Source organism: Paraburkholderia guartelaensis, assembly GCF_004353905.1.
Lineage (GTDB): Bacteria > Pseudomonadota > Gammaproteobacteria > Burkholderiales > Burkholderiaceae > Paraburkholderia > Paraburkholderia guartelaensis.
The window spans coordinates 45,267-65,806 of record NZ_SMOD01000005.1 but is presented as its reverse complement, the minus strand read 5'-3'; the positions used below and the strand labels follow the sequence as shown (position 1 = coordinate 65,806).

At 63.5% G+C, this 20,540-nt stretch carries 18 protein-coding genes; 14 read left to right on the top strand and 4 right to left on the bottom strand.

Translation table 11 applies throughout. The features are described 5' to 3' along the window. The first annotated feature begins 57 nt into the window (after positions 1-57). From E1N52_RS08155 to ureG, 13 genes are all read left to right on the top strand, one after another. Positions 58-381, top strand: coding sequence for a rhodanese-like domain-containing protein (locus E1N52_RS08155; protein WP_133181787.1), 324 nt, complete (start codon positions 58-60; stop codon positions 379-381). 428 nt (positions 382-809) lie between these two features. Beyond that, a complete protein-coding gene (gene urtA / locus E1N52_RS08150) occupies positions 810-2,114 on the top strand; it encodes an urea ABC transporter substrate-binding protein (protein ID WP_069265483.1) in 1,305 nt (434 codons plus the stop codon). A gap of 115 nt (positions 2,115-2,229) precedes the next feature. Beyond that, a complete protein-coding gene (gene urtB / locus E1N52_RS08145) occupies positions 2,230-3,870 on the top strand; it encodes an urea ABC transporter permease subunit UrtB (RefSeq protein WP_133181785.1) in 1,641 nt (546 codons plus the stop codon). Position 3,871: 1 nt separating this feature from the next. Beyond that, on the top strand, positions 3,872-5,065 hold the full coding sequence (gene urtC, locus E1N52_RS08140) for an urea ABC transporter permease subunit UrtC (RefSeq protein ID WP_133181783.1): 1,194 nt from the start codon (positions 3,872-3,874) through the stop codon (positions 5,063-5,065). Further along, the gene (gene urtD, locus E1N52_RS08135; RefSeq protein WP_133181782.1) at positions 5,062-5,943 is read left to right on the top strand and encodes an urea ABC transporter ATP-binding protein UrtD; all 882 of its coding nucleotides are present in this window, start codon (positions 5,062-5,064) and stop codon (positions 5,941-5,943) included. Before urtC ends, urtD begins: the two co-directional genes overlap by 4 nt. 22 nt (positions 5,944-5,965) lie before the next feature. Further along, entirely contained in the window at positions 5,966-6,661 is a 696-nt protein-coding gene (urtE, locus tag E1N52_RS08130; protein ID WP_133181780.1) for an urea ABC transporter ATP-binding subunit UrtE, read from the top strand. Between the two features lie 68 nt (positions 6,662-6,729). Continuing rightward, on the top strand, positions 6,730-7,635 hold the full coding sequence (locus E1N52_RS08125) for an urease accessory protein UreD (protein ID WP_133182155.1): 906 nt from the start codon (positions 6,730-6,732) through the stop codon (positions 7,633-7,635). Positions 7,636-7,886: 251 nt separating this feature from the next. Continuing rightward, positions 7,887-8,189 carry an urease subunit gamma gene (gene ureA, locus E1N52_RS08120; RefSeq protein WP_028208480.1) on the top strand — a complete coding sequence of 101 codons (303 nt, stop codon included), beginning with the start codon at positions 7,887-7,889 and terminating at the stop codon, positions 8,187-8,189. Positions 8,190-8,206: 17 nt separating this feature from the next. Then, a complete protein-coding gene (locus E1N52_RS08115) occupies positions 8,207-8,512 on the top strand; it encodes an urease subunit beta (protein WP_069269270.1) in 306 nt (101 codons plus the stop codon). A 41-nt stretch (positions 8,513-8,553) separates the two neighbouring features. Next, entirely contained in the window at positions 8,554-10,260 is a 1,707-nt protein-coding gene (gene ureC, locus E1N52_RS08110; RefSeq protein WP_133181778.1) for an urease subunit alpha, read from the top strand. A gap of 9 nt (positions 10,261-10,269) precedes the next feature. Next, the gene (ureE, locus tag E1N52_RS08105; protein ID WP_133181776.1) at positions 10,270-10,920 is read left to right on the top strand and encodes an urease accessory protein UreE; all 651 of its coding nucleotides are present in this window, start codon (positions 10,270-10,272) and stop codon (positions 10,918-10,920) included. Beyond that, entirely contained in the window at positions 10,907-11,587 is a 681-nt protein-coding gene (locus tag E1N52_RS08100; protein ID WP_133182153.1) for an urease accessory protein UreF, read from the top strand. The genes ureE and E1N52_RS08100 overlap by 14 nt, the downstream gene beginning before the upstream one ends. Positions 11,588-11,601: 14 nt before the next feature. After that, entirely contained in the window at positions 11,602-12,252 is a 651-nt protein-coding gene (gene ureG / locus E1N52_RS08095; RefSeq protein ID WP_133181774.1) for an urease accessory protein UreG, read from the top strand. Positions 12,253-12,279: 27 nt separating this feature from the next. Here the strand turns inward: ureG and E1N52_RS08090 are convergent, their stop codons facing one another. Beyond that, entirely contained in the window at positions 12,280-14,283 is a 2,004-nt protein-coding gene (locus E1N52_RS08090; protein ID WP_133181772.1) for an acyltransferase family protein, read from the bottom strand. Between the two features lie 1,082 nt (positions 14,284-15,365). Between E1N52_RS08090 and E1N52_RS08085 the strand changes: the two genes are divergently transcribed. Further along, positions 15,366-16,478, top strand: coding sequence for a glycosyltransferase family 9 protein (locus E1N52_RS08085; protein ID WP_133181771.1), 1,113 nt, complete (start codon positions 15,366-15,368; stop codon positions 16,476-16,478). 389 nt (positions 16,479-16,867) lie between these two features. Here E1N52_RS08085 and waaA read toward each other — a convergent pair whose 3' ends face one another. From waaA to waaC, 3 genes are all read right to left on the bottom strand, one after another. After that, a complete protein-coding gene (waaA, locus tag E1N52_RS08080) occupies positions 16,868-18,181 on the bottom strand; it encodes a lipid IV(A) 3-deoxy-D-manno-octulosonic acid transferase (RefSeq protein WP_133181769.1) in 1,314 nt (437 codons plus the stop codon). A gap of 85 nt (positions 18,182-18,266) precedes the next feature. Continuing rightward, positions 18,267-19,151 (bottom strand): Kdo hydroxylase KdoO, encoded by an 885-nt coding sequence (gene kdoO, locus E1N52_RS08075; RefSeq protein ID WP_133181767.1) that lies wholly within the window; start codon positions 19,149-19,151, stop codon positions 18,267-18,269. Positions 19,152-19,385: 234 nt separating this feature from the next. Further along, on the bottom strand, positions 19,386-20,381 hold the full coding sequence (waaC, locus tag E1N52_RS08070) for a lipopolysaccharide heptosyltransferase I (RefSeq protein ID WP_133181765.1): 996 nt from the start codon (positions 20,379-20,381) through the stop codon (positions 19,386-19,388). Between the last annotated feature and the right edge of the window lie 159 nt (positions 20,382-20,540).

The following is a 20,540-nucleotide window of genomic DNA, read 5'->3' as shown; positions in this document are numbered from 1 at the left end:
TGTCGCATCGCCGGGTGCCATTGACGGTGACCGGCCTTTTACCCGATTGAGTGTTCTATGCAGAATCTGACCGCCCCCGCCCTCGCCGAATGGCTTGCCGACACCTCGCGCGTGGCTCCCGTACTGCTCGACGTGCGCGAGCCGTGGGAAATCGAAACGGCAAAGATCGCCGGCAGCACGTCGATCCCCATGCGCGAGATCCCCGCGCGCAGTGAGGAACTCGACGACGAGGCGCAGATCGTCTGCATTTGCCACCACGGCGCGCGCAGCGCCCAGGTGGCGATGTTCCTCGAATCGCGCGGCTACGCGAAGGTGTTCAACCTGCAAGGCGGCATCGACGCCTGGTCGCGTCAGGTCGACCCCAAGGTGCCGACGTACTAAGCAGGCGCATGCCAGCTTAAGGAAGGGGCGCGGCTCTCAGGCCGCGCCCTTTGTCATTTCTGGGCCACTCACTTCGGTCCATGGCGTGCAGGACCCGCATCGCTGCCCCGGCACGCCGATCATGCACAACGATGCAGCGCGCCCCGCCGCACCGTTCGTCCCGCTTCATGCATGCGCGCACTGAGACGATGCAGCGCGCCCGAACATGCATCTCACTGCACCACAATCGCCCGCCCGTTGCGTGATCACCGATGCGCCCCGCATCGCCGCGCGCCTTATGGGGCAAGCCTGGCGCTTGACCTTCGCGCTGGCACAACGCTTGCAGAAGGGTATGCGCAAGACACGCCACACACACACCGGGCGGCGCGCAAGACGACAACGACCACGCGCCATGGCCCACGACTCACTCACGGACAAGAGGCACAAAAATGAAACGTCGCAGTCTGTTGAAACTCGGGACGATGTCGGGCGCACTCGCGGCTGCGGGGCGCATGCCATTCGCGCATGCGGACACTGGCAGCGGGCCGATCAAGGTCGGCATCCTGCACTCGCTCTCGGGCACGATGGCCATTTCGGAGACCTCACTGAAAGACACCGCGTTGATGACGATTGCCGACATCAACAAGAACGGCGGCGTGATGGGGCGCCAGATCCAGCCCGTGGTCGTCGATCCGGCCTCGAACTGGCCGCTCTTCGCCGAAAAGGCGCGCCAGCTCCTCACGCAGGACAAGGTCGCCTGCGTGTTCGGCTGCTGGACCTCGGTGTCGCGCAAGTCGGTGCTACCGGTGTTCGAGGAGCTCAACGGCCTGCTCTACTACCCCGTGCAATACGAAGGGGAAGAAATGTCGCGCAATGTGTTCTACACGGGCGCGGCGCCCAACCAGCAGGCCATTCCCGCCGTTGAATACCTGATGAGCGCCGAAGGCGGCGGCGCGAAGCGCTTCTTCCTGCTCGGCACCGACTATGTGTATCCGCGCACGACCAACAAGATCCTGCGCGCCTTCCTGCACTCGAAGGGCGTGAAGGACAGCGATATTCAGGAGGTCTACACGCCGTTCGGTCATAGCGACTATCAGACCATCGTCGCGAACATCAAGACGTTCTCGCAAGGCGGCAAGACCACCGTCGTCTCGACCATCAACGGCGACTCGAACGTGCCGTTCTACAAGGAGCTCGGCAATCAGGGCATCAAGGCCACCGACGTGCCCGTGGTCGCGTTCTCCGTGGGCGAGGAAGAGCTGCGCGGCATCGACACGAAGCCGCTCGTGGGACACCTCGCGGCGTGGAATTACTTCATGTCGGTAAAAGGCCCGAACAACACGAAGTTCAAGGAGCAGTTCGAAGCCTGGGTGCAGGCGAACAACCTGCCCGGCGGCAGCAAACGCGTGACCAACGACCCGATGGAAGCGACCTTCGTGGGCATCCACATGTGGAAGCAAGCCGTGGAAAAGGCGAAGAGCACCGATGTCGACAAGGTGCGCGTGGCGATGATCGGCCAGACCGTGGCGGCGCCCTCGGGCTTCACGCTCACGATGGACGGCAACCATCACCTGCACAAGCCGGTGATGATCGGCGAGATTCGCGGCGACGGCCAGTTCAACGTCGTCTGGAAGACGAAGACCGCCGTGCGCGCGCAGCCGTGGAGCCCGTTCATCGCCGGCAACGAAGGCAAGCCGGATGTGGTCACCTCGAACGCGCTGCCCGCCTTCCTGCGCCGCTCGCGCGTGGCCTGACGTTGTCTTCGCGAGCGCCGCGCCGCAACGTGGCGTGCGCTCGCGTGCCCTGTCTACGGGCCGCGGCGTAACTTCAGGCTGTTGCGCTGTGGTCCGCACCAAAAAAGAAAGCACCATGGCTCACTCACTCCCGAGGTACGCGCGCGCGGGCTTGCGCCACGCGCTCGCCGCGGCTGCGCTCTTCACGGCGCTATCTACTTGCGCGCACGCACTTGAAGCGGCCGATGTCGCCCCGCTCGGCGGCGACGACTTCGACGCGAAATCCGCGGCCATCGACAAGCTCATCGCCACGCACGACGCCGCGTCGCTCGCGCTACTCAAAGCGCTTGCCAACGACAACGTCACGGCAACCGATTCGGGCGAAGTGCTCGTGCAGGATGGCGACAATGCACGCGACGCCGCCACGGGCCAGTCTGTCGCCGCAAACATCGCTTCAAGCGCGCAGCCCATCACGCTGAACAACCTCCTGCGCTCGAAGGTCGCGGGCGCGGTCTCGGGCCTGCAACTCGCCTCGCCCGACCTGGAAACGCGCCGGGCTGCCATTAACGGGTTGCTGAAGAATCCCGATCCGGCCATGAAGCCGATGATCGACGCCGCGCGTGCGAAGGAAACCGACCCGGCGCTCAAGCGCCGTCTCGACACGCTCTGGGCGATGACCGCGCTGCACGACCCGAATGCGGCCACGCGCCTCGAAGCGGCGAAGCTCGTCGCGGCGCGCCACGACCTCGACATGTACGAACTGCTGCGCCCGCTCGTCGCGAAGAACACAAGCGGCGCGTACAACGAGCCCGATGCCGACGTGCGAGCAGCAGCGCAACAAGGCATCGATGCGCTCGACGCCATTCAGCGCCGCAGCGAGATCGCCGGTACGCTGTTCGCGGGCCTCTCGCTCGGCAGCGTGCTGCTGCTCGCGGCGCTCGGCCTCGCCATCACCTATGGGCTCATCGGCGTCATCAACATGGCGCACGGCGAGTTCCTGATGATCGGCGCGTACGCAACCTATGTCGTCCAAACGCTCGTGCAGCGCTACGCCCCCGGCGCATTCGACTGGTATCCGCTCTTCGCGATTCCCGCTTCGTTCGTCGCCGCTGCGTTGGCGGGCGCGGTGATCGAGCGGCTCGTGATCCGCCACCTCTACGGCCGACCGCTCGAAACGCTGCTCACCACGTTCGGCATCAGCCTCATCCTCATTCAGGCCACGCGCATGATCTTCGGCGCTCAGAACGTGCAGGTCGAAAACCCCTCGTGGATGAGCGGCGGCGTGACCGTCATGCCCAACCTCATCCTGCCGTACAACCGCCTCGCGATCCTCGCGTTCTCGCTGATCGTGGTGGGCATTGCGTGGACCGTGCTCACGAAGACGCGTCTTGGCCTGTTCGTGCGCGCCGTCACGCAGAACCGCCGCATGGCCGCCTGCGTGGGCGTACGCACTGCGCGCGTGGATGCATGGGCCTTCGCGTTCGGCGCAGGCGTAGCGGGTCTTGGCGGCTGCGCGCTCTCGCAGATCGGCAACGTAGGCCCCGATCTCGGTCAGAGCTACATCATCGATTCGTTCATGGCCGTGGTGCTCGGCGGCGTCGGGCAGATTGCGGGCACCGTGATCGGCGGCTTCGGTCTCGGGCTCGTCTCGAAGGCCATCGAGCCGTTCTGGGGCGCCGTGCTCGCGAAGATCGCCGTGCTCGTGCTGATCGTGCTCTTCATCCAGAAGCGTCCGCAGGGGCTGTTCGCCCTCAAGGGCCGCAGTGCGGAGGCATGACATGACGAGCGTCACTTCCTCTTCCACGCGTCACACGCTGGGCACCTCGCGACCTTCCGGCGACGGCGCCGAAACGTTCGCTCTCGGCCTGCCCGCGCGGCCTGCCCTCCTCTCGCCGCGCGCCTGGCTCGCGCTCATCGTGCTGATCCTCGCAATCGGCGTAGGCGTGCCGCTTTGCGCGCTGGTGCTGCCGCAATCGAGCGCGCTGCATCTTTCCGCATATGCGATGACGCTCGTCGGCAAGCTCATGTGCTATGCGATCGCCGCACTCGCGCTCGATCTAGTGTGGGGCTACTGCGGCATTCTGAGCCTCGGTCACGGTCTCTTCTTCGCGCTGGGCGGCTACGCCATCGGCATGTACCTCATGCGCGAGATCGGTCACGACGGCAAGTACGGCAGCGACCTGCCCGACTTCATGGTGTTTCTCGACTGGCATGCGCTGCCGTGGTACTGGCAAGGCACAGAGCACCTCTGGTACGCACTCCTGCTCGTCGTGCTCGTGCCCGCCGTAGTCGCCTGGGTGTTCGGCTTCTTCACGTTCCGCTCGCGCGTGAAAGGCGTGTACCTCTCGATCATCACGCAGGCCATGACGTTCGCCGCCATGCTGCTCTTCTACCGCAACGAAACGGGCTTCGGCGGCAACAACGGCTTCACGGACTTCAAGCGCATTGCGGGCATGCCGATCACGCATCCGGGCACGCGCACCGTGCTGTTCCTCCTGACGTTCGCCGTGCTCGTGCTCGCGTTTCTCGGCGCGCGCGCCATCGTCACGTCGAAGCTCGGGCGTGTCGTGACCGCCGTGCGCGACGGCGAAACGCGCCTCATGTTTCTCGGCTACAGCCCGCTCGGCTACAAGCTGTTCGTGTGGACGGTCTCGGCCGTCCTGTGCGGCATTGCGGGTGCGCTCTACGTGCCGCAGGTCGGCATCATCAACCCGAGCGAGATGTCGCCCGGCAACTCGATCGAAATGGCGATCTGGGTGGCCGTGGGCGGGCGCGGCACGCTCATCGGGCCGATCATCGGCGCGTTCGCCGTGAACGGCGCAAAGAGCTTTTTCACCGCGCATTTCGCCGAGTACTGGCTGTTCTTCCTCGGCCTGATGTTCGTGCTCGTGCCGCTGTTGCTGCCCAACGGCATCATGGGACTCATCGAACTCATCCGGAACCGGATCACCACGCGGAGCGAACGCCCATGAACGGACATAGCGTGATCAGCGACCCGCTCAACCACAACCCCTTCGACGACGCCCTCAAGTACGACGAACTTGCCCTCTCCGGCGTGGCCGAACTCGGGCACGTGGTCGAACCCGGCGCAATCGACATCTCGCACGGCACGATCCTGTACCTCGAAGACGTGACCGTAAGCTTCGACGGCTTTCGCGCGCTCAACAAGCTCTCGCTCGTAATCGACGCGGGCGAGCTGCGCTGCGTGATCGGCCCGAACGGTGCGGGCAAGACCACGATGATGGACGTCATCACCGGCAAGACCGCGCCCGATTCGGGCAAGGTGTTCCTCGGACAGACGCTCGACCTCACGCGCATGAACGAGCCGGCGATCGCGCGCGCGGGCATTGGCCGCAAGTTCCAGAAGCCCACTGTGTTCGAGCAGCATCCTGTCTGGGAGAATCTCGAACTCGCGATGAAGGCAGACAAGGGCTGGTTCGCCACGCTGCGCGCGCGCCTTGGCCGCGAAGCGCAGGCGAAGATCGAGGAAACGCTCGAAGTGATCCGGCTGGAGAGCGACGCGCGACGCCTCGCCGGCGAGCTATCGCACGGCCAGAAGCAGCGGCTCGAAATCGGCATGCTGCTCATGCAAAAGCCGCAACTGCTGCTGCTCGACGAGCCGGCCGCGGGCATGACCGACGACGAAACCATGGAACTCGCGACGCTGCTCAACCGCCTGCGCGGCAGTTGCTCGATGATGGTGGTCGAGCACGACATGGAGTTCGTCGCCGCGCTCGCGGGGGAAACGGGGCGCGTCACGGTGATGGCCGAAGGCAGCGTGCTTGCGCACGGCACGCTCGACGACGTGAAGCGCGACGAAGCGGTCATCGAATCGTATCTGGGCCGCTAGGGCCGTCTCGAACATATCAGCCATGCTAACTATCGAATCGCTGAATCAGTACTATGGCGGCAGCCACATCTTGCGCAACGTCTCGATGACGGTGCCCGAGGGCGAACTCACCGTGCTGCTCGGCCGCAACGGCGTGGGCAAGACCACGCTGCTGCGCTGCCTCATGGGCGTCGTGCCGACGAAGAACGGCTCGATCGCCTGGCGCGGCGAAGCGCTCACGAAGCTGCCCACGCATGCGCGGGTGGCACAGGGACTCGCTTACGTGCCGCAAGGGCGCGACATCTTTCCGCGCTTGAGCGTCGAAGAGAATCTGCTCGTGGGCGCGGCGAGCAAGAAGCGCATGCCGTCAAGGGTGCCCGCGCATATCTACGAACTCTTTCCTGTGCTCAAAGACATGAAGGCGCGGCGCGGCGGCGACCTCTCGGGTGGCCAGCAGCAGCAGCTCGCCATCGGCCGCGCGCTGATGAGCGATCCGCAGTTGCTGATTCTCGATGAGCCTACTGAAGGCATTCAGCCTTCGATCATTCAGGACATCGGTCGCACGCTGCGGCGGCTCGTCGAAGAGATGCAGATGACGGTGCTGCTGGTCGAGCAGTACTACGACTTCGCCAAGGCCATTGCGGACCGCTACTGGGTGATGAGCCGCGGCGAAATCGTGGCGGGTGGTGCCGGCGCGAGCATGGATGCGGATGGGGTGCGGGAGTTGATCGCGGTTTAAATGTAGATTCGGCGTGGATGGCGCGTGCTATTCTCCACGCCATTCCCCGCTTTTTCCCCTCGTCACGCATGTCGCTCCACGTCGATCACGCCGCACTCGCCAACACCACGTTTCGCAGCACCGCGCATCAGGAATGGGCCGCGAAACTCGAGCTCGGCTTTGAGCGCCAGGGCGCGCGCACCGCGCTCACGCATCGCCTGCACGTGGGGCCGTTGCGCGTGCAACGGCCGCTCTACCCCGAAGGCGACGCGATCTGTCACGCGGTGATCGTGCATCCGCCAGCAGGCATCGCGGGCGGCGATCGGCTCGACATCGACGTGAACGTGGGCAAAGGCGCTCACGCCGTGCTCACGACGCCGGGCGCCACCAAGTGGTACAAGTCGAACTGCCGCGTGGCGCGCCAGCGCATCAACGTGCGCGTGGGCGCCGGCGCGAAGCTCGACTGGCTACCGCAGAACAACCTCGTATTCGACCACGCGCACGCCGAACTCGAATTTGCGCTCACACTCGGCGAGGGGGCCACGGCCATCGGCTGGGACGCGACGCAACTGGGCCGCCAGGCCGCGGGCGAGCGCTGGTCGGCGGGCATGGTGCGCGCGCTCACGCGCGTGACGCGCGCTGCACCTGAAGGCGAATGCGACGATCAGCTGCTCTGGCTCGAACGCGCCCTCATCGACGCCAACGACCCGCTGCGCGACGCGCCGCAAGGGCTCGCTGGCTACCCCGCTTTCGGCGTGCTGTGGGCGATCGGCCCCGCATGCAACGAGGCGCTCGCGCAAGACCTTGCCGCCATCCTGCCGTTCGATGATGCGCTGCGCTCGGGCGCGACCTGCATTGCGCCTGGCGTCGTGCTCGTGCGCGTGGTCTCGCGTTCGATGGAACCGCTGCAGAACACGCTCACGCAATGCTGGACGGCGCTGCGTCCGTTCGTGCATGGCGTGAAGGCCGCGCCGCTGCGCTTGTGGACGACCTGAGCGCACGTTATGCGCACCGCTATAGTGCACATCGGCGCCTTCACGCACGACAACGCAGCGCAGCAACGCCAACGCGGTGCAAAAACGCATCGAAATCGGTGCATCTACGCTGTCCCCTTCATTGGCACACACCTTGCTGTGAGCTTGCATCGATTCGTGCGCGCCGCGCGCGAGGCCGCAAGCTGCGCGTAACCTCGCTCCCGTAAGCTGGGTCGACAGACTTGCCCCAACCGACCCAATACGATGACGCGATGAAGCTCACGCCACGCGAGAAAGACAAGCTCCTGATCTTCACCGCCGCGCTGCTCGCCGAAAGGCGGCGCGAGCGCGGCCTCAAGCTCAACTACCCGGAGGCCGTCGCCTTCATCAGTGCCGCGCTGATGGAAGCGGCCCGCGACGGCAAGACCGTCGCCGAAGTCATGCACTACGGCACGACGCTCCTCACGCGCGACGACGTGATGGAAGGCGTGCCCGAGATGATCCCCGACATCCAGGTCGAAGCGACCTTCCCCGACGGCACCAAGCTCGTCACCGTCCACCATCCGATCCCCTGAGCCGGGAGGAGCCAGCCATGATCCCCGGCGAAATGCTGATCGACGACGGCGAAATCGAACTCAACGCAGGCCGCGAAACCATCACTGTGAAGGTGGCCAACACGGGTGACCGCCCCGTGCAGATCGGCTCGCACTTCCACTTCTACGAGGTCAACGCCGCGCTCTCGTTCGACCGCGAGGCCGCGCGCGGCTTTCGCCTGAACATTGCGGCGGGCACGGCTGTGCGCTTCGAGCCAGGACAGGAGCGCACCGTGGAACTCGTGGCGCTTGCGGGCGAGCGCGCCGTGTACGGCTTCAACGGCCAGGTGATGGGCCCGCTCTGAGCGCGGCCAGCGAATTCAGGCGAATTCATCAGGAATCCGACATGACATTGAAGATCGGCCGCCGCGCCTACGCGGAGATGTTCGGCCCCACCACCGGCGACCGCGTGCGTCTTGCCGATACCGACCTCATCATCGAGATCGAGCGCGACTACACCGTCTACGGCGACGAAGTGAAGTTCGGCGGCGGCAAGGTGATCCGCGACGGCATGGGCCAGTCGCAGCGGGTGCACGCGGAAGTCGCGGATACCGTCGTCACGAACGCCGTGATTGTCGATCACTGGGGCATCGTGAAGGCCGACATCGGCATCAAGGACGGCCGCATCTGGAAGATCGGCAAGGCGGGCAACCCCGACGTGCAGCCGGGCGTGACGATTCCCATCGGCGCCGCGACCGAAGTGATCGCGGGCGAAGGCCAGATCGTCACGGCAGGCGGCATCGACACGCACATCCATTTCATCAGCCCGCAGCAGATCGACGAAGCGCTCGCCTCGGGAGTGACGACGATGCTGGGCGGCGGCACAGGCCCCGCCACGGGCACCAACGCCACCACCTGCACGCCGGGCCCGTGGCATATGGAGCGCATGCTGCAGGCCGCGGACGGCTGGCCGATCAATCTCGGCTTTCTCGGCAAAGGCAACGTGAGCTTGCCGAAACCCGCCGAAGAACAGATCGCAGCAGGTGCGATCGGCCTGAAGCTGCACGAGGACTGGGGCTCGACGCCCGCCGCCATCGACAACTGCCTGAGCGTGGCGGACGCAACGGATACGCAGGTGGCCATTCACACCGACACGCTCAACGAGTCGGGCTTCGTGGAAGCGACGGTGGCCGCCTTCAAGGGCCGCACGATCCACACGTACCACACCGAAGGCGCGGGCGGCGGCCACGCGCCCGACATCATCAAGGTGTGCGGTGAAGCGAACGTGCTGCCCTCCTCGACGAACCCCACGCGCCCGTACACGATCAATACGCTCGACGAGCATCTCGACATGCTGATGGTGTGCCATCACCTCGACCCGTCGATTGCCGAAGATATTGCGTTTGCCGAGTCGCGCATCCGCCGCGAGACCATCGCCGCCGAGGACATCCTCCACGATCTCGGCGCGCTATCGATGCTTTCTTCGGATTCCCAGGCGATGGGCCGCGTGGGCGAAGTCATCATCCGCACGTGGCAAACCGCGCACAAGATGAAGGTGCAGCGCGGCGCTCTGCCCGGAGACAGCGCGCGCCACGACAACTTCCGTGTGAAGCGCTATGTGGCGAAGTACACGATCAACCCTGCGCTCACGCACGGCATCGCGCACGAAGTGGGATCGCTCGAACCGGGCAAATGGGCCGATCTCGTGTTCTGGGAACCGGCGTTCTTCGGCATCAAGCCTTCGTTGATTCTCAAGGGCGGCATGATCGCGCTTGCGCAGATGGGCGACCCGAACGCCTCGATTCCGACGCCACAGCCCGTGCACTACCGCGAGATGTTCGCCACACGCGGGCGGGCGCTTGCAAAAACATCGCTCACCTTTGTTTCGCAACTCTCGCTCGACAAACGCATGCCCGAGCGCTACGGCCTGCAAAAGCGCGTGGTGGCGGTACGCAACTGCCGCAGCGTGACGAAGGCCGACATGATTCACAATGCGTGGCAGCCGACGATCAGCGTCGATCCCGAAACGTACCAGGTCGTCGCCGACGGCCAGTTGCTCACCTGCGAGGCCGCCACGGTGCTGCCGATGGCACAGCGTTACTTCCTGTTCTAAAGTTTAGCCATGCGCACGATCGACAAACGACTCAATGCGAAGCTCGCGCCCGTTCTTGTGAAGCGGGCGCCCACGCTCACGCTGCCCTACGACGCGCGCTGCAAGAGCCGCTTCGCGGCCACGCTCGACACCGGCGAGGAGGTGGGTGTCGTGCTGCCGCGCGGCACGGTGCTGCGCGACGGCGACATGCTCGTGGCCGACGACGGCGGCCTTGTGCGCGTGATCGCGGCGGCCGAGAGCGTGCTTCGTGTCCGCGCGCCGGACCGCCTCACCCTCACGCGCGCCGCGTATCACCTCGGCAATCGCCATACGCCGGTGGAAGTGGGCACGGACGAACTCAAGCTCGAAGCGGACCCCGTGCTCGAAGACATGCTCAAGCGCCTGGGCGCGCAGGTAGAGCGCGTGGAACTGCCGTTCCAACCGGAATCGGGCGCATATGGCGGCGGCCATCGCCACGGCCACGACGAAACCTTCGCCGACGACTACGCGCTCGCGCAACGCGTGTACGACGAGCACCACGGACATCACGATCACGCGCATTCGCACGGTCATTCGCACAATCACGCTCATGGCGACGATCAAGCGCATGACCACGAATGCGGACACGATCACGGTCATTGCGACGGCCACGCGCACGACCACAGCCATGAACATCGCTGAGCTGACCGCCCTGCTGCATCTCGCGTCGCCGGCGCTGCCCATCGGCGCGTTCAGCTACTCGCAGGGACTCGAGGCCGCAATCGATGCGCAACTCGTGACGAACGCAGACGACGCCGCACGCTGGATAGCCGGTGGCCTCGCGAACGTGCTCGCTTGCGGCGAACTACCTTTTGTGGCGCACCAGATGAAACGCTGGCGCACGCACGATGCGCGCGCGCTGATCGTTGCGAACGAGGAATTCGTCGCGAGCCGAGAATCGGCGGAATTGCGGCGCGAAACCGCGCAGATGGGCTGGTCGCTGCGCCAGCTCTGCGCGCAGCTCGAATGGGGCGATGCCGAGCGGCGCGCGACGCTCGAGCGCATGACGCCCATTGCGCAACCCACTACATTCGCATTCGCTGCGTGGGCCCACGAGGCCGCGCCTGACGCCGCGCTCGCCGCCTACGCGTTTAGCTGGATCGAAAACCAGACGGCCGCCGCACTCAAGGCAGTGCCGCTCGGCCAGCTCGCGGGGCAGCGCATCATCGTCGCGCTGCGGCCCGCCATCGAACAAGCCGTGGCGCGCGCGCTCACGACGCCGCCCGAGGCGCTCAATACCTTTGCGCCACAGCTTGGCGTACTTTCTGCGCGCCACGAATCGCAGTACTCGCGGCTCTTTCGCTCCTGACACACACACGAACCATGAATTCGCACGCACCCAGCAAACGAACGAAGAAACTGCCGCCGCTGCGCGTCGGCGTGGGCGGACCAGTCGGCTCCGGCAAGACGACCTTGCTCGAAATGCTCTGCAAGGCCATGCGCGAGCGCTACGACCTCGTCGCGATTACCAACGACATCTACACGAAGGAAGACCAGCGCCTGCTGACCGTCGCAGGCGCCCTGCCCGCCGAGCGCATCATGGGCGTGGAAACGGGCGGCTGTCCGCACACGGCGATCCGCGAAGACGCATCGATCAACCTCGAAGCCGTCGACCAGATGCTCACGCGCTTTCCCGATGCGGACATCGTCTTCATCGAATCGGGCGGCGACAATCTCGCCGCCACCTTCAGCCCCGAGCTTTCGGACCTCACGATCTACGTGATCGACGTGGCCGGCGGCGAAAAGATTCCGCGCAAGGGCGGTCCCGGCATCACGAAGTCGGACCTGCTCGTCATCAACAAGACCGACCTCGCGCCGCTCGTGGGCGCGAACCTCGACGTCATGGCCTCCGACGCGAAAAAGATGCGTGGCGAGCGGCCGTTTGTGATGTGCAATTTGAAGGCGCTCGATGGGCTGGACCACGTGATCGCGTTCATTGAAAAGCGAGGCCTCCTGGTCACAGAAAACGCTTGAACACATCGACGTCCCACCACCGGTCTCTCAGATCGACGGATCGATGTAGTCGGCGTTTTTCACGATCCAGTCCGGGTTCAGGTGTGATCTGTCCTCATAGAGGGCCGACCACTTTCCCGTCACGCGGATGCACGCTTCATCCACACACAGGCGCGCGTCGGGGTCGATGATCGAGGCATGATCGCGCTGGGCAAGCGCGATCAGTTCCTTGCGAACACTCTCTTGCAGGCCGTCGATTTTCACGCGTTGCTCAGCCTCGCGTGGGTCGAAGCGCCCGATTCGCGATAAAAATACGTGTGGGTCAAACGGGTCGCCTATCGGATTGTCGAGCAGCACATAGACCTTTTTGTTCTGCGCCTGCAGTTCCCTGACTTCCTGATCAAGCTCCGCGAATGCCGCCGCTCTTCCTTCTGGCTTGGCCAGACTCAGCTCCTTTTGGCCGCTGACCAGGTAGTAGCCCGGGGCGTTGAAGTAGTAACTCCAGTAGCCACCGATCACAACCGTCGTTATTCGGCGATTCGCGGCCTTCGCCAACGCCTCGCGCCGGACCGACCCGCACTCCGAATCGACCGGCAAATCATGATCTAAAACGTGTGGAATGGGAGGACAAGCCGCGGCGACAGCAAAGATGGCGCCGTTTTTTGAAGGGTTGGCCTCCTCATCCGCGTAGACGCGTTCGGCATACTGGGCGACATGCGAATCCCCGAGGAAAAGCGTCGTAGTCTTCCGGTCTTCGTGCAAGGGATAGATGCCGTCCCGAGCCTGCCCATCCGGACTTCTTAGCGCGAGGAAGTGCCACCCGGTCCGCGTTGCCAGGTTGACGGCGTCGAAGCGGGGACTGATGAGCGCATCCCTGATCGCCACGCCGCTAACCATCATCAGCACGAGGCCGAGAACCAGCAGAAGCGCCGTTCGATTCGCGGAGCGATGCCAGCGAATCTTCCTCTCGACATAACGGTGCGTAAGCCAGGCGAGCAAGACTGATAGCAATACCACGGCAATCTTCGTGGGGTGACCATTGTCCGGCCAGACGAGGTGTGCGAAAGACAACAACGGCCAATGCCAGAGATAAAGCGGGTAGCTAATCAGCCCGCAAGTCACGAAGGGGCGACTCGAGAGAATAGTGCGATTGATCCACGCGCCTGAACCCGCTGCGATGACGAGGAATGTGCCCATCGTCGGCAACAATGCCCAAAATCCTGGAAAAGGCCGCTCATGATTGATCAGCAAGAATCCAGACAGCAAGACACCCACTCCCATTGCACAGAGCAGATTGGCGTATCGGCCGACCAGATCCGGACGACGCAGAGCGATATAGGCAAGCGAGCCGCCAACCATGAGTTCCCAGAAGCGGGAAAGGGGCGAGTAGAAGGCAGCAACGGGATCCCGCCAGGCAAGCCATACGCTAATGCCAAAGGACGCCGCGAGGATCACCCCATTGACGACCGTGAATCGCCAGCGATGCGTCCATGCATAGCTCAATAGCAGGGGCCAGAATATGTAGTATTGCTCTTCAACCGCAAGGCTCCAGAGATGCAACAGCGGTTTGGCCTCGTGACCGCTATCGAAGTAGCCGCTCTCGCCCCACAAGACGAAATTCTGGACGAAGGAGGTCCCGCCGACGATGTGCTTCCCGAGTTGCGGGTACTCGTCTCGCAGCAGCACGAGCCAACCGGCAACGGCGCAAAAGAACAATACAAGAAGAAGCGCGGGGAAGATTCGTCGGATGCGCTTGGCGTAAAAATCGGCAATACTGAATTTGTCGTGCTCGAGATTGGTCAGAATGATGGTGGTAATGAGGTATCCGGAGATGACGAAAAAAACGTCGACCCCGATAAATCCGCCTGCCATCCGGCTTGGGAACGCATGAAACAGAATCACTGCCATAACCGCGATCGCGCGCAGGCCGTCGACGTGCGGACGATATTCATGCGTCGCTACGCTGCGGGTCGCGGCTCGATTGGGCGAACTGTCGATGATCTCCGTCGCTGACGGAACCGGCAGAACTTGCGGGGTAATCGTCGGTGGCATGAACTGGCCTTCGTGACTGCATATCGGTGAGGCGAACGTCAGCGTCACCGATATTCAGCAATGCGTTCCTTACGCAGACGTGGCTCGAACGCGAATCAACCACGTGAACCCAGTACACCTGCGCTCTGGCTTGAGCGTATGTGCGCATACGTACGCATCGCTGCGCGTGAAGGGGTGCGATGACCCAACCCTTTCATGCGTCTATATGTCACCCTTCATGCGTCTATAAATTACCCTTCACGTAGCCGTACCTGGTCCTTTCAGAAAGCGGACTTTCAAATAACAAACAAGGTGTTTCAGCGTGAAGACGAAGGATTTTTTACGGTGTGATCCACGCGCCGAATCGCGGCTCTCCTGAAGGGAATTCAGTCGCATCTAGCTTGCGAGCGATGGATCTGCGTGGCGAAGGCCGCCTGTCTATCGGTGTTGCCGACTGTTATCTCACCACATTTCCAGTGTAGGTTTCTTTCCCGGTTCGCACGCTTTGCTCTGATGCTCACGCTCGCCTTGCCATCTATCAATCTCATGCAAATATAATTAGAAATCCTTCTTATTTTTCTGCTGGCTTGTTTCAAGTCACGAGCCTTTTGCGTCAAGAAATGCGCAGAGAGCATATCGTATCGACTTCGTGCGGCGCGCACGGTGGACATTGTGAGGCCGCCGCAACCGCGCCCATGGCGACCCGGTGCGGTTTTTCGCCGAAGAGTTCGTGCAAGGCGCATGCGAGATCGACGGGTTCTTGCACCTGCAGGGCCGCGCCAGCGGCCGCGGCGCCAGCCGTAGCCTGCGTAAAGTTGAACACGTGCGGCCCGATCAGCACCGGCAGTCGCCGAGCTGGACGCTTACATCCCGAGGGAACAACCACACACCCGCATGCGCCAAGGCCACCGCAGCCAAACGGCTCGTCCGCACATGCGCAATGATATGGTCCTTATTTATTGAGAGAGGCCACCAGCTCGAACAGGCGTTCGTGCGGCACCTGATGATGGCCTGACGATAGCGTTGCCGGGCGGCGAGTACATCAGACACACGGTGGCATAATAGGCTTTCGGTCAAAGGATAAGGACGTTGCGGGCAGGCTCATGCAGAGTGAAAAAAGGAAAGTCGAACCGGTCCATGGTTTTATAGATAGAAGCCTTCGCGTTCCTCATCCAGGAATCATTCAGGATGAGGTCGAGAATCTCTCTTTTTATAAGAAGATTTCGCTTCTGAAAAAGCAGTTGCATAAATGGTCGATACTTTCATTTAATCGGCAACTCGGTCTTTATGCAGAAGCCGCGGACTTGCATGATGGCGCCCGGATTTTATTGGCGTACAGCGGCGTCAACAACATCGGCGACGCGTTGATGGATCTTTCCGGGCGGACGTTAATTGGCAGCACCCCGTACAAGCTGGATGTTGTGCTCGATCCGTCCCTGGCCGAGCTCTTTCGGCATGACCGGTACATATCGAAAATCTACACGGATTATCGTGAAGTCGATTTCGGCGAATACGATTTCGTCATACTGAACAAGCTTGGAATTCGTGTAATAAAAGAAAAAATCAGGCACGCGAGCCAATCCAGATTTACCAGCCTGATCGGATGGTATGCAGGGCGTAATTTCAATCACATACAGTTCAGCTACTACGCTTTCAACAAGATCCTGAAATGCGGGATCGCCGATATTGACCTGTATAAAAATGCGCGACTCGTTCTCGATGTTCCCAAGTGCGATGATTTTCCATTGGAGGGCTGTGCCGGGAGAGTCGCCATTTCGGTCGGCGGCAGGGAATCCCACCGTATCTACGGTAAGTGGGCAGATGTTCTAGCTCAGCTCGACGATGATGCGGGGTTGTCGCGTTATGAGTTTGTCCTGGTCGGATCGGATAATGGGCTCGCGGAAGCAAACGATCTGATCGGCATGCAATTCAGGAATCTGAAGCTCACCTCATTGGTTGGCAAGTTGAAGATTCATGAATGCTTTTCCCTGATAGGGCAGAGCAGTCTGTTTGTAGGGGCCGACGGCGGGCTTCTGCATATTGCGCACGCGGCCGGTGTGCCGACCATCGCTTTGTTTAGCAATGACATAGACCCAAGAACCCGCTACGTCGAGAATGATTTTTTCAAATGTTCCCCATTGATGGGGGCGAGTGATGTGACGAGCATCGAGCCGAAAGATGTTGTGAATGTCATGAAAGATGTGCTGCTTGGGTGAATTGAGCGACTCGCAGACACTGTTTCGCCTTCGTGACGGCCGGTTCTTTGGCGCGTCGATGATGGTCGCCGAGGTCTTTGTCGAACCACCAATCGCCGTGCCGAATTTGCCCTTTGCGCTCGTACATGCTCCGCACCCCCTCCAGGAGTGGCGGGATCTCGCCCAGCTCCGAAATGCAATCAACAGATGTCTTGCCAGCGGCTAGGCCGTGTGGCCAAGGTCAGTTGTGGTCAAACGTCACGCTTCGATTCGCAGGCCGCGTGCCTACTCTGTCCGAGCGCGGTGGACTCAAAAGTCGTTCGGGTCGGTAGGCGGTGAACATTCAATCTTGCCATTGAGGTACGGCGAGCGTGGTCGAATTCAGCGGACTAGTGCTACCGCGCGCGAATTCATACATCCGAGACGAGCGCCTCTACAACATCCACCGTGCGCGCCGTCGCGCCACGGTGGCGCGAGGCGAATGCGGCTGCAGCCGCGCCCATCGCAACCCGGCGTGACTTGTCGTTGAAGAGTTCGCGCAAGGCACGTGCGAGATCGGCGGGGTCCTGAACCTGGAGGGCCGCGCCCGCGGCCGTGGCGTCGGCGGTAGCCTGCGTGAAGTTGAACACGTGCGGCCCGATCAGCACCGGCACGCCCACGGCGCACGCTTCGATCAGATTTTGCCCGCCGAGCGGCAAGAGACTGCCGCCAATGAACGCGAGATCGGCGGCGGCATAGTAAGCCCCCATCTCCCCCATCGAATCGCCAAGCAGAACGCTCACGTCCTGTGGCAGCAAACGCACGCCCTCATGCGCGGAAGCCGCGGCAGCCGCAGCCGGCGCCCAGCGCGAGCGCCGTTCGAGCTTGAAGTTCTTGCGCTCCACGAGTGCCGCCACCTCATCGAAGCGCTGTGGATGGCGCGGCACGAGGATCAGAAGCGCGTCGGGCACGGCATCCTTGAGTGCCGCGAAGGCCTGCAACACAAGTTCCTCTTCCCCTTCGCGCGTACTCGCCGCCACCCACACCGGCCGCTCGCCAATCGCGCGCCGCCACTCGCGGCCCCGCGCGATCAGCGCCGGCGGGCTCGCCATGTCGAACTTGAGGTTGCCAAGCACCGCCACGTTGCGCGCGCCGAGCGCGGTGAGGCGCTCCGCATCGGAGGGACTTTGCGCGAGCACACGTGTGAAGCCGCCGAACACCTCGTGCGTGCCCGCGCCGAACTTCGCCGCGCGCTTGAACGAGCGCGCCGACATGCGCGCGTTGGTGAGCACGAGCGGCACATCGGCACGCTTGCACTCGTCGATGAGCGTGGGCCAGACCTCGGTTTCCATCACGAGGCCGAGCGACGGCCGCCATGCGTGCAGGAAGCGCCGCACGGCGTGCGGCATGTCGTACGGCAGGTAGCAGCGCAACACGCGCTTGCCGAAGAGTTGCTCGCCGGTGGCGCGGCCGCCCGGCGTCATGTGCGTGAGCAGAATACGCGCGTCAGGCCGCGCCGCCAGCAACGCGTCGACGAGTGGCTGTGCCGCGCGGGTTTCGCCCACGGAGACAGCGTGCACCCAGATGAGCGGCGCGTCGTCCTCGGGCAAACGCCCTGCCGCATAGCCGAAACGCTCGCCGATATGCTCGCGATAGCCGCGCTCGCGGCGCGAGCGAATGAATAGCCGCAGCACCGCGAGCGGGGCGATGAGCCACCAGGCCGCGCGATAGATCGCTCTCAGCATCGGGCCTCCGCGTCGGCCAGGGTCATGCGAAACGCCGCGGCCGCGCGGCAGGAGGCGTGGATCGGCAGGCTCATCGCACGTGGATTCAAACCAGTTCCTTGCCCTTGAGGCGTTCGAGAATGCCGAGCGGCGCCCATTCGGGATGCACCATCTCCTTCACTGGCAGGAAGAAGGTCTGCTCCATCATGAACTGACCGGACATCACAGCGTGCGAGGTGTGATCGGAGAAGCACACCCAGACGCTGCCCGGCGGAAAACCGATGGTCTCCTGCGGGCACGCCTTCTGGTAATTGAGATCAGCCTTCATGCCGTCGTGGAGATTGAGCATCAGATGGTCGTACTCGCTGCGCTGCGACTTCGTGATGTGCAGCAGGTTCTGCAGCCACGCCGAGCCCGGAAACTGCGGCTTGATGTTGGGCAGGAAGCGTTTTGCCATATCCTCGAACGGCTCGCCCACGCGCCACACGCGCGGCACGCCGTTCGGGTTGACGTTGGTGAACACGCGCAGGATGCGCTCGCCATAGTTCGGGCGCGAGGGAAACGCATCCACGTGCAGGCGCGAATCGTCCTTGCGCCACGAGGTCTCACGCGTTTCCACCTGGTGCAGGCGCAGGCTCGTAGGCGCCACGCGCAGCTTGCCGGTGTATTCGGGGAAGAGGCCGTCCACCAGCGTGCGAGCGCACGTCTGGTAGCGCGCGATCAGCGCGCGCACAGCCGACTGCGTAACGGTATCGCCGAGCACGCCGTGCAGCGCACCGCCGTTCGGGTCGAGGCTGATGTTCTTGCGCTTGGGGTCGGCGATCGCGGGGTCGAGCAGCGCGCGCTCTCCGCCTTCGATCGCGAAGGCCAGGTTCGGAAAATACAGCACCTTGCCCTGCTCGACGGCATCGAGCAGCGTCTCGCGCGGTTGCGAGAGCTGCTGACCTTGCCAATCGGCAGAAGTGATTTCGATGATCTGGGATTCGTTCATGGTCGCCCCTGGAAGCGATGGATCTGATTGCCTGCCGGTGTGGCGCGGTGCGAGCGTGGTGTGCGCTGTTGCCCGCTTCTTTGCCATCTCGCGCGATTCATGCCGGCCAAGCCCTGGCGCTCGCTCGTGCACATTTGTGCTCCCTCGCGAGCGCCGATTCTTATACCCGCAGCCTCAGTGGTCCGCCTTGACGCGCCGCAGCCCGCCCAGCGCCTGCGCTGCGGCGGTCCGCCGCTATAGCAGCCCGAAGCCCGCCAGCGCGCCCTTCACCTGCGCAAGCGTTGGCGGCTGGCCTGCCGTGCCCAGATTGACGACGTTCGGCGACCAGTAGCCGCCTGTGCGCCAGGCGGTCGCGAAATTGTACAACTCGACGGTCGGGCGCTTCAGCGCCGCCGCGATGTGCACGAGCCCCGTGTCCACGCCCACCGTCGCCGCCGCGCCGTCGATCAGGCCCACCACCGCAGGCAGCGAGAGCTTCGGAGGCACGATCGCCGCTTCGCCGAATTCGCGCGCCAAGCGCTCGCTCGTGGCGCGCTCCGCCTCGCTGCCCCAGGGCAGCACGAGCGACGCGCCGCGCCGCACGAGCGCCTGGCCCAGTTCGATCCAGTGCTGGTCGGGCCACTGCTTGTCGGCGCGCGACGTGGCGTGCACGAACACCACATAGGGCACCGGCAGGTTCAGCCCGACGCCCGCGAGCGCCTGGGCGGCGCGGTAGGTGTCGAGGCCGAACTCGATGTCATCGGTGACCGAAGGCGGTGCGAGATCGAGGGCGGCAGCAACCAGTTGGCGCGTGCGCTCGACCACGTGGGTGCGCGGCTCAATGCGGATCGAGCGGTCGTAGAAGAAGCGCACGGGCCATTCGTAGCCCGCGCCATCGGTGCGGTTGCCGAGGCCGATGAGCGGCCCGCGCGCCCAGCTCGCCACCCAGGCCGTCTTGATGAGCCCCTGGCAGTCGATCACGAGGTCGTACTTCTCGGCCGCGAGCGCGCGGCGGAACGCCCCGATCTCGCGCCAGTTCGCGCCAGAGAAGAGGCCCTTGCGCCAGCGGCGCAGCGAAAACGGAATCGCGCGGCGCACGCCCTCCACGAGCTCGACAAGCGACTGGAAGCTCTCTTCGACGAGCCAGTCGATCTGCGCGTCGGGGTACCGCCGCCGGATATCGGCGATGGCGGGCATGTTGTGTACGACGTCGCCAAGCGACGACACGCGCACGATGAGGATCTTTTGCACGCTCAGGGTTCTTTGTGCGGACGAATTAAAAAGGTCCGCAATTTTAGCGCGCCGGGCGAAGTCAAGCGAAAAAGTGGGGGGAAAGTGCGGACATCGGTGCGAAATCGGCACCCGAGAGGCATCGAAGAGGGTCAAAAGCGCCGACACGCGCGATGACGC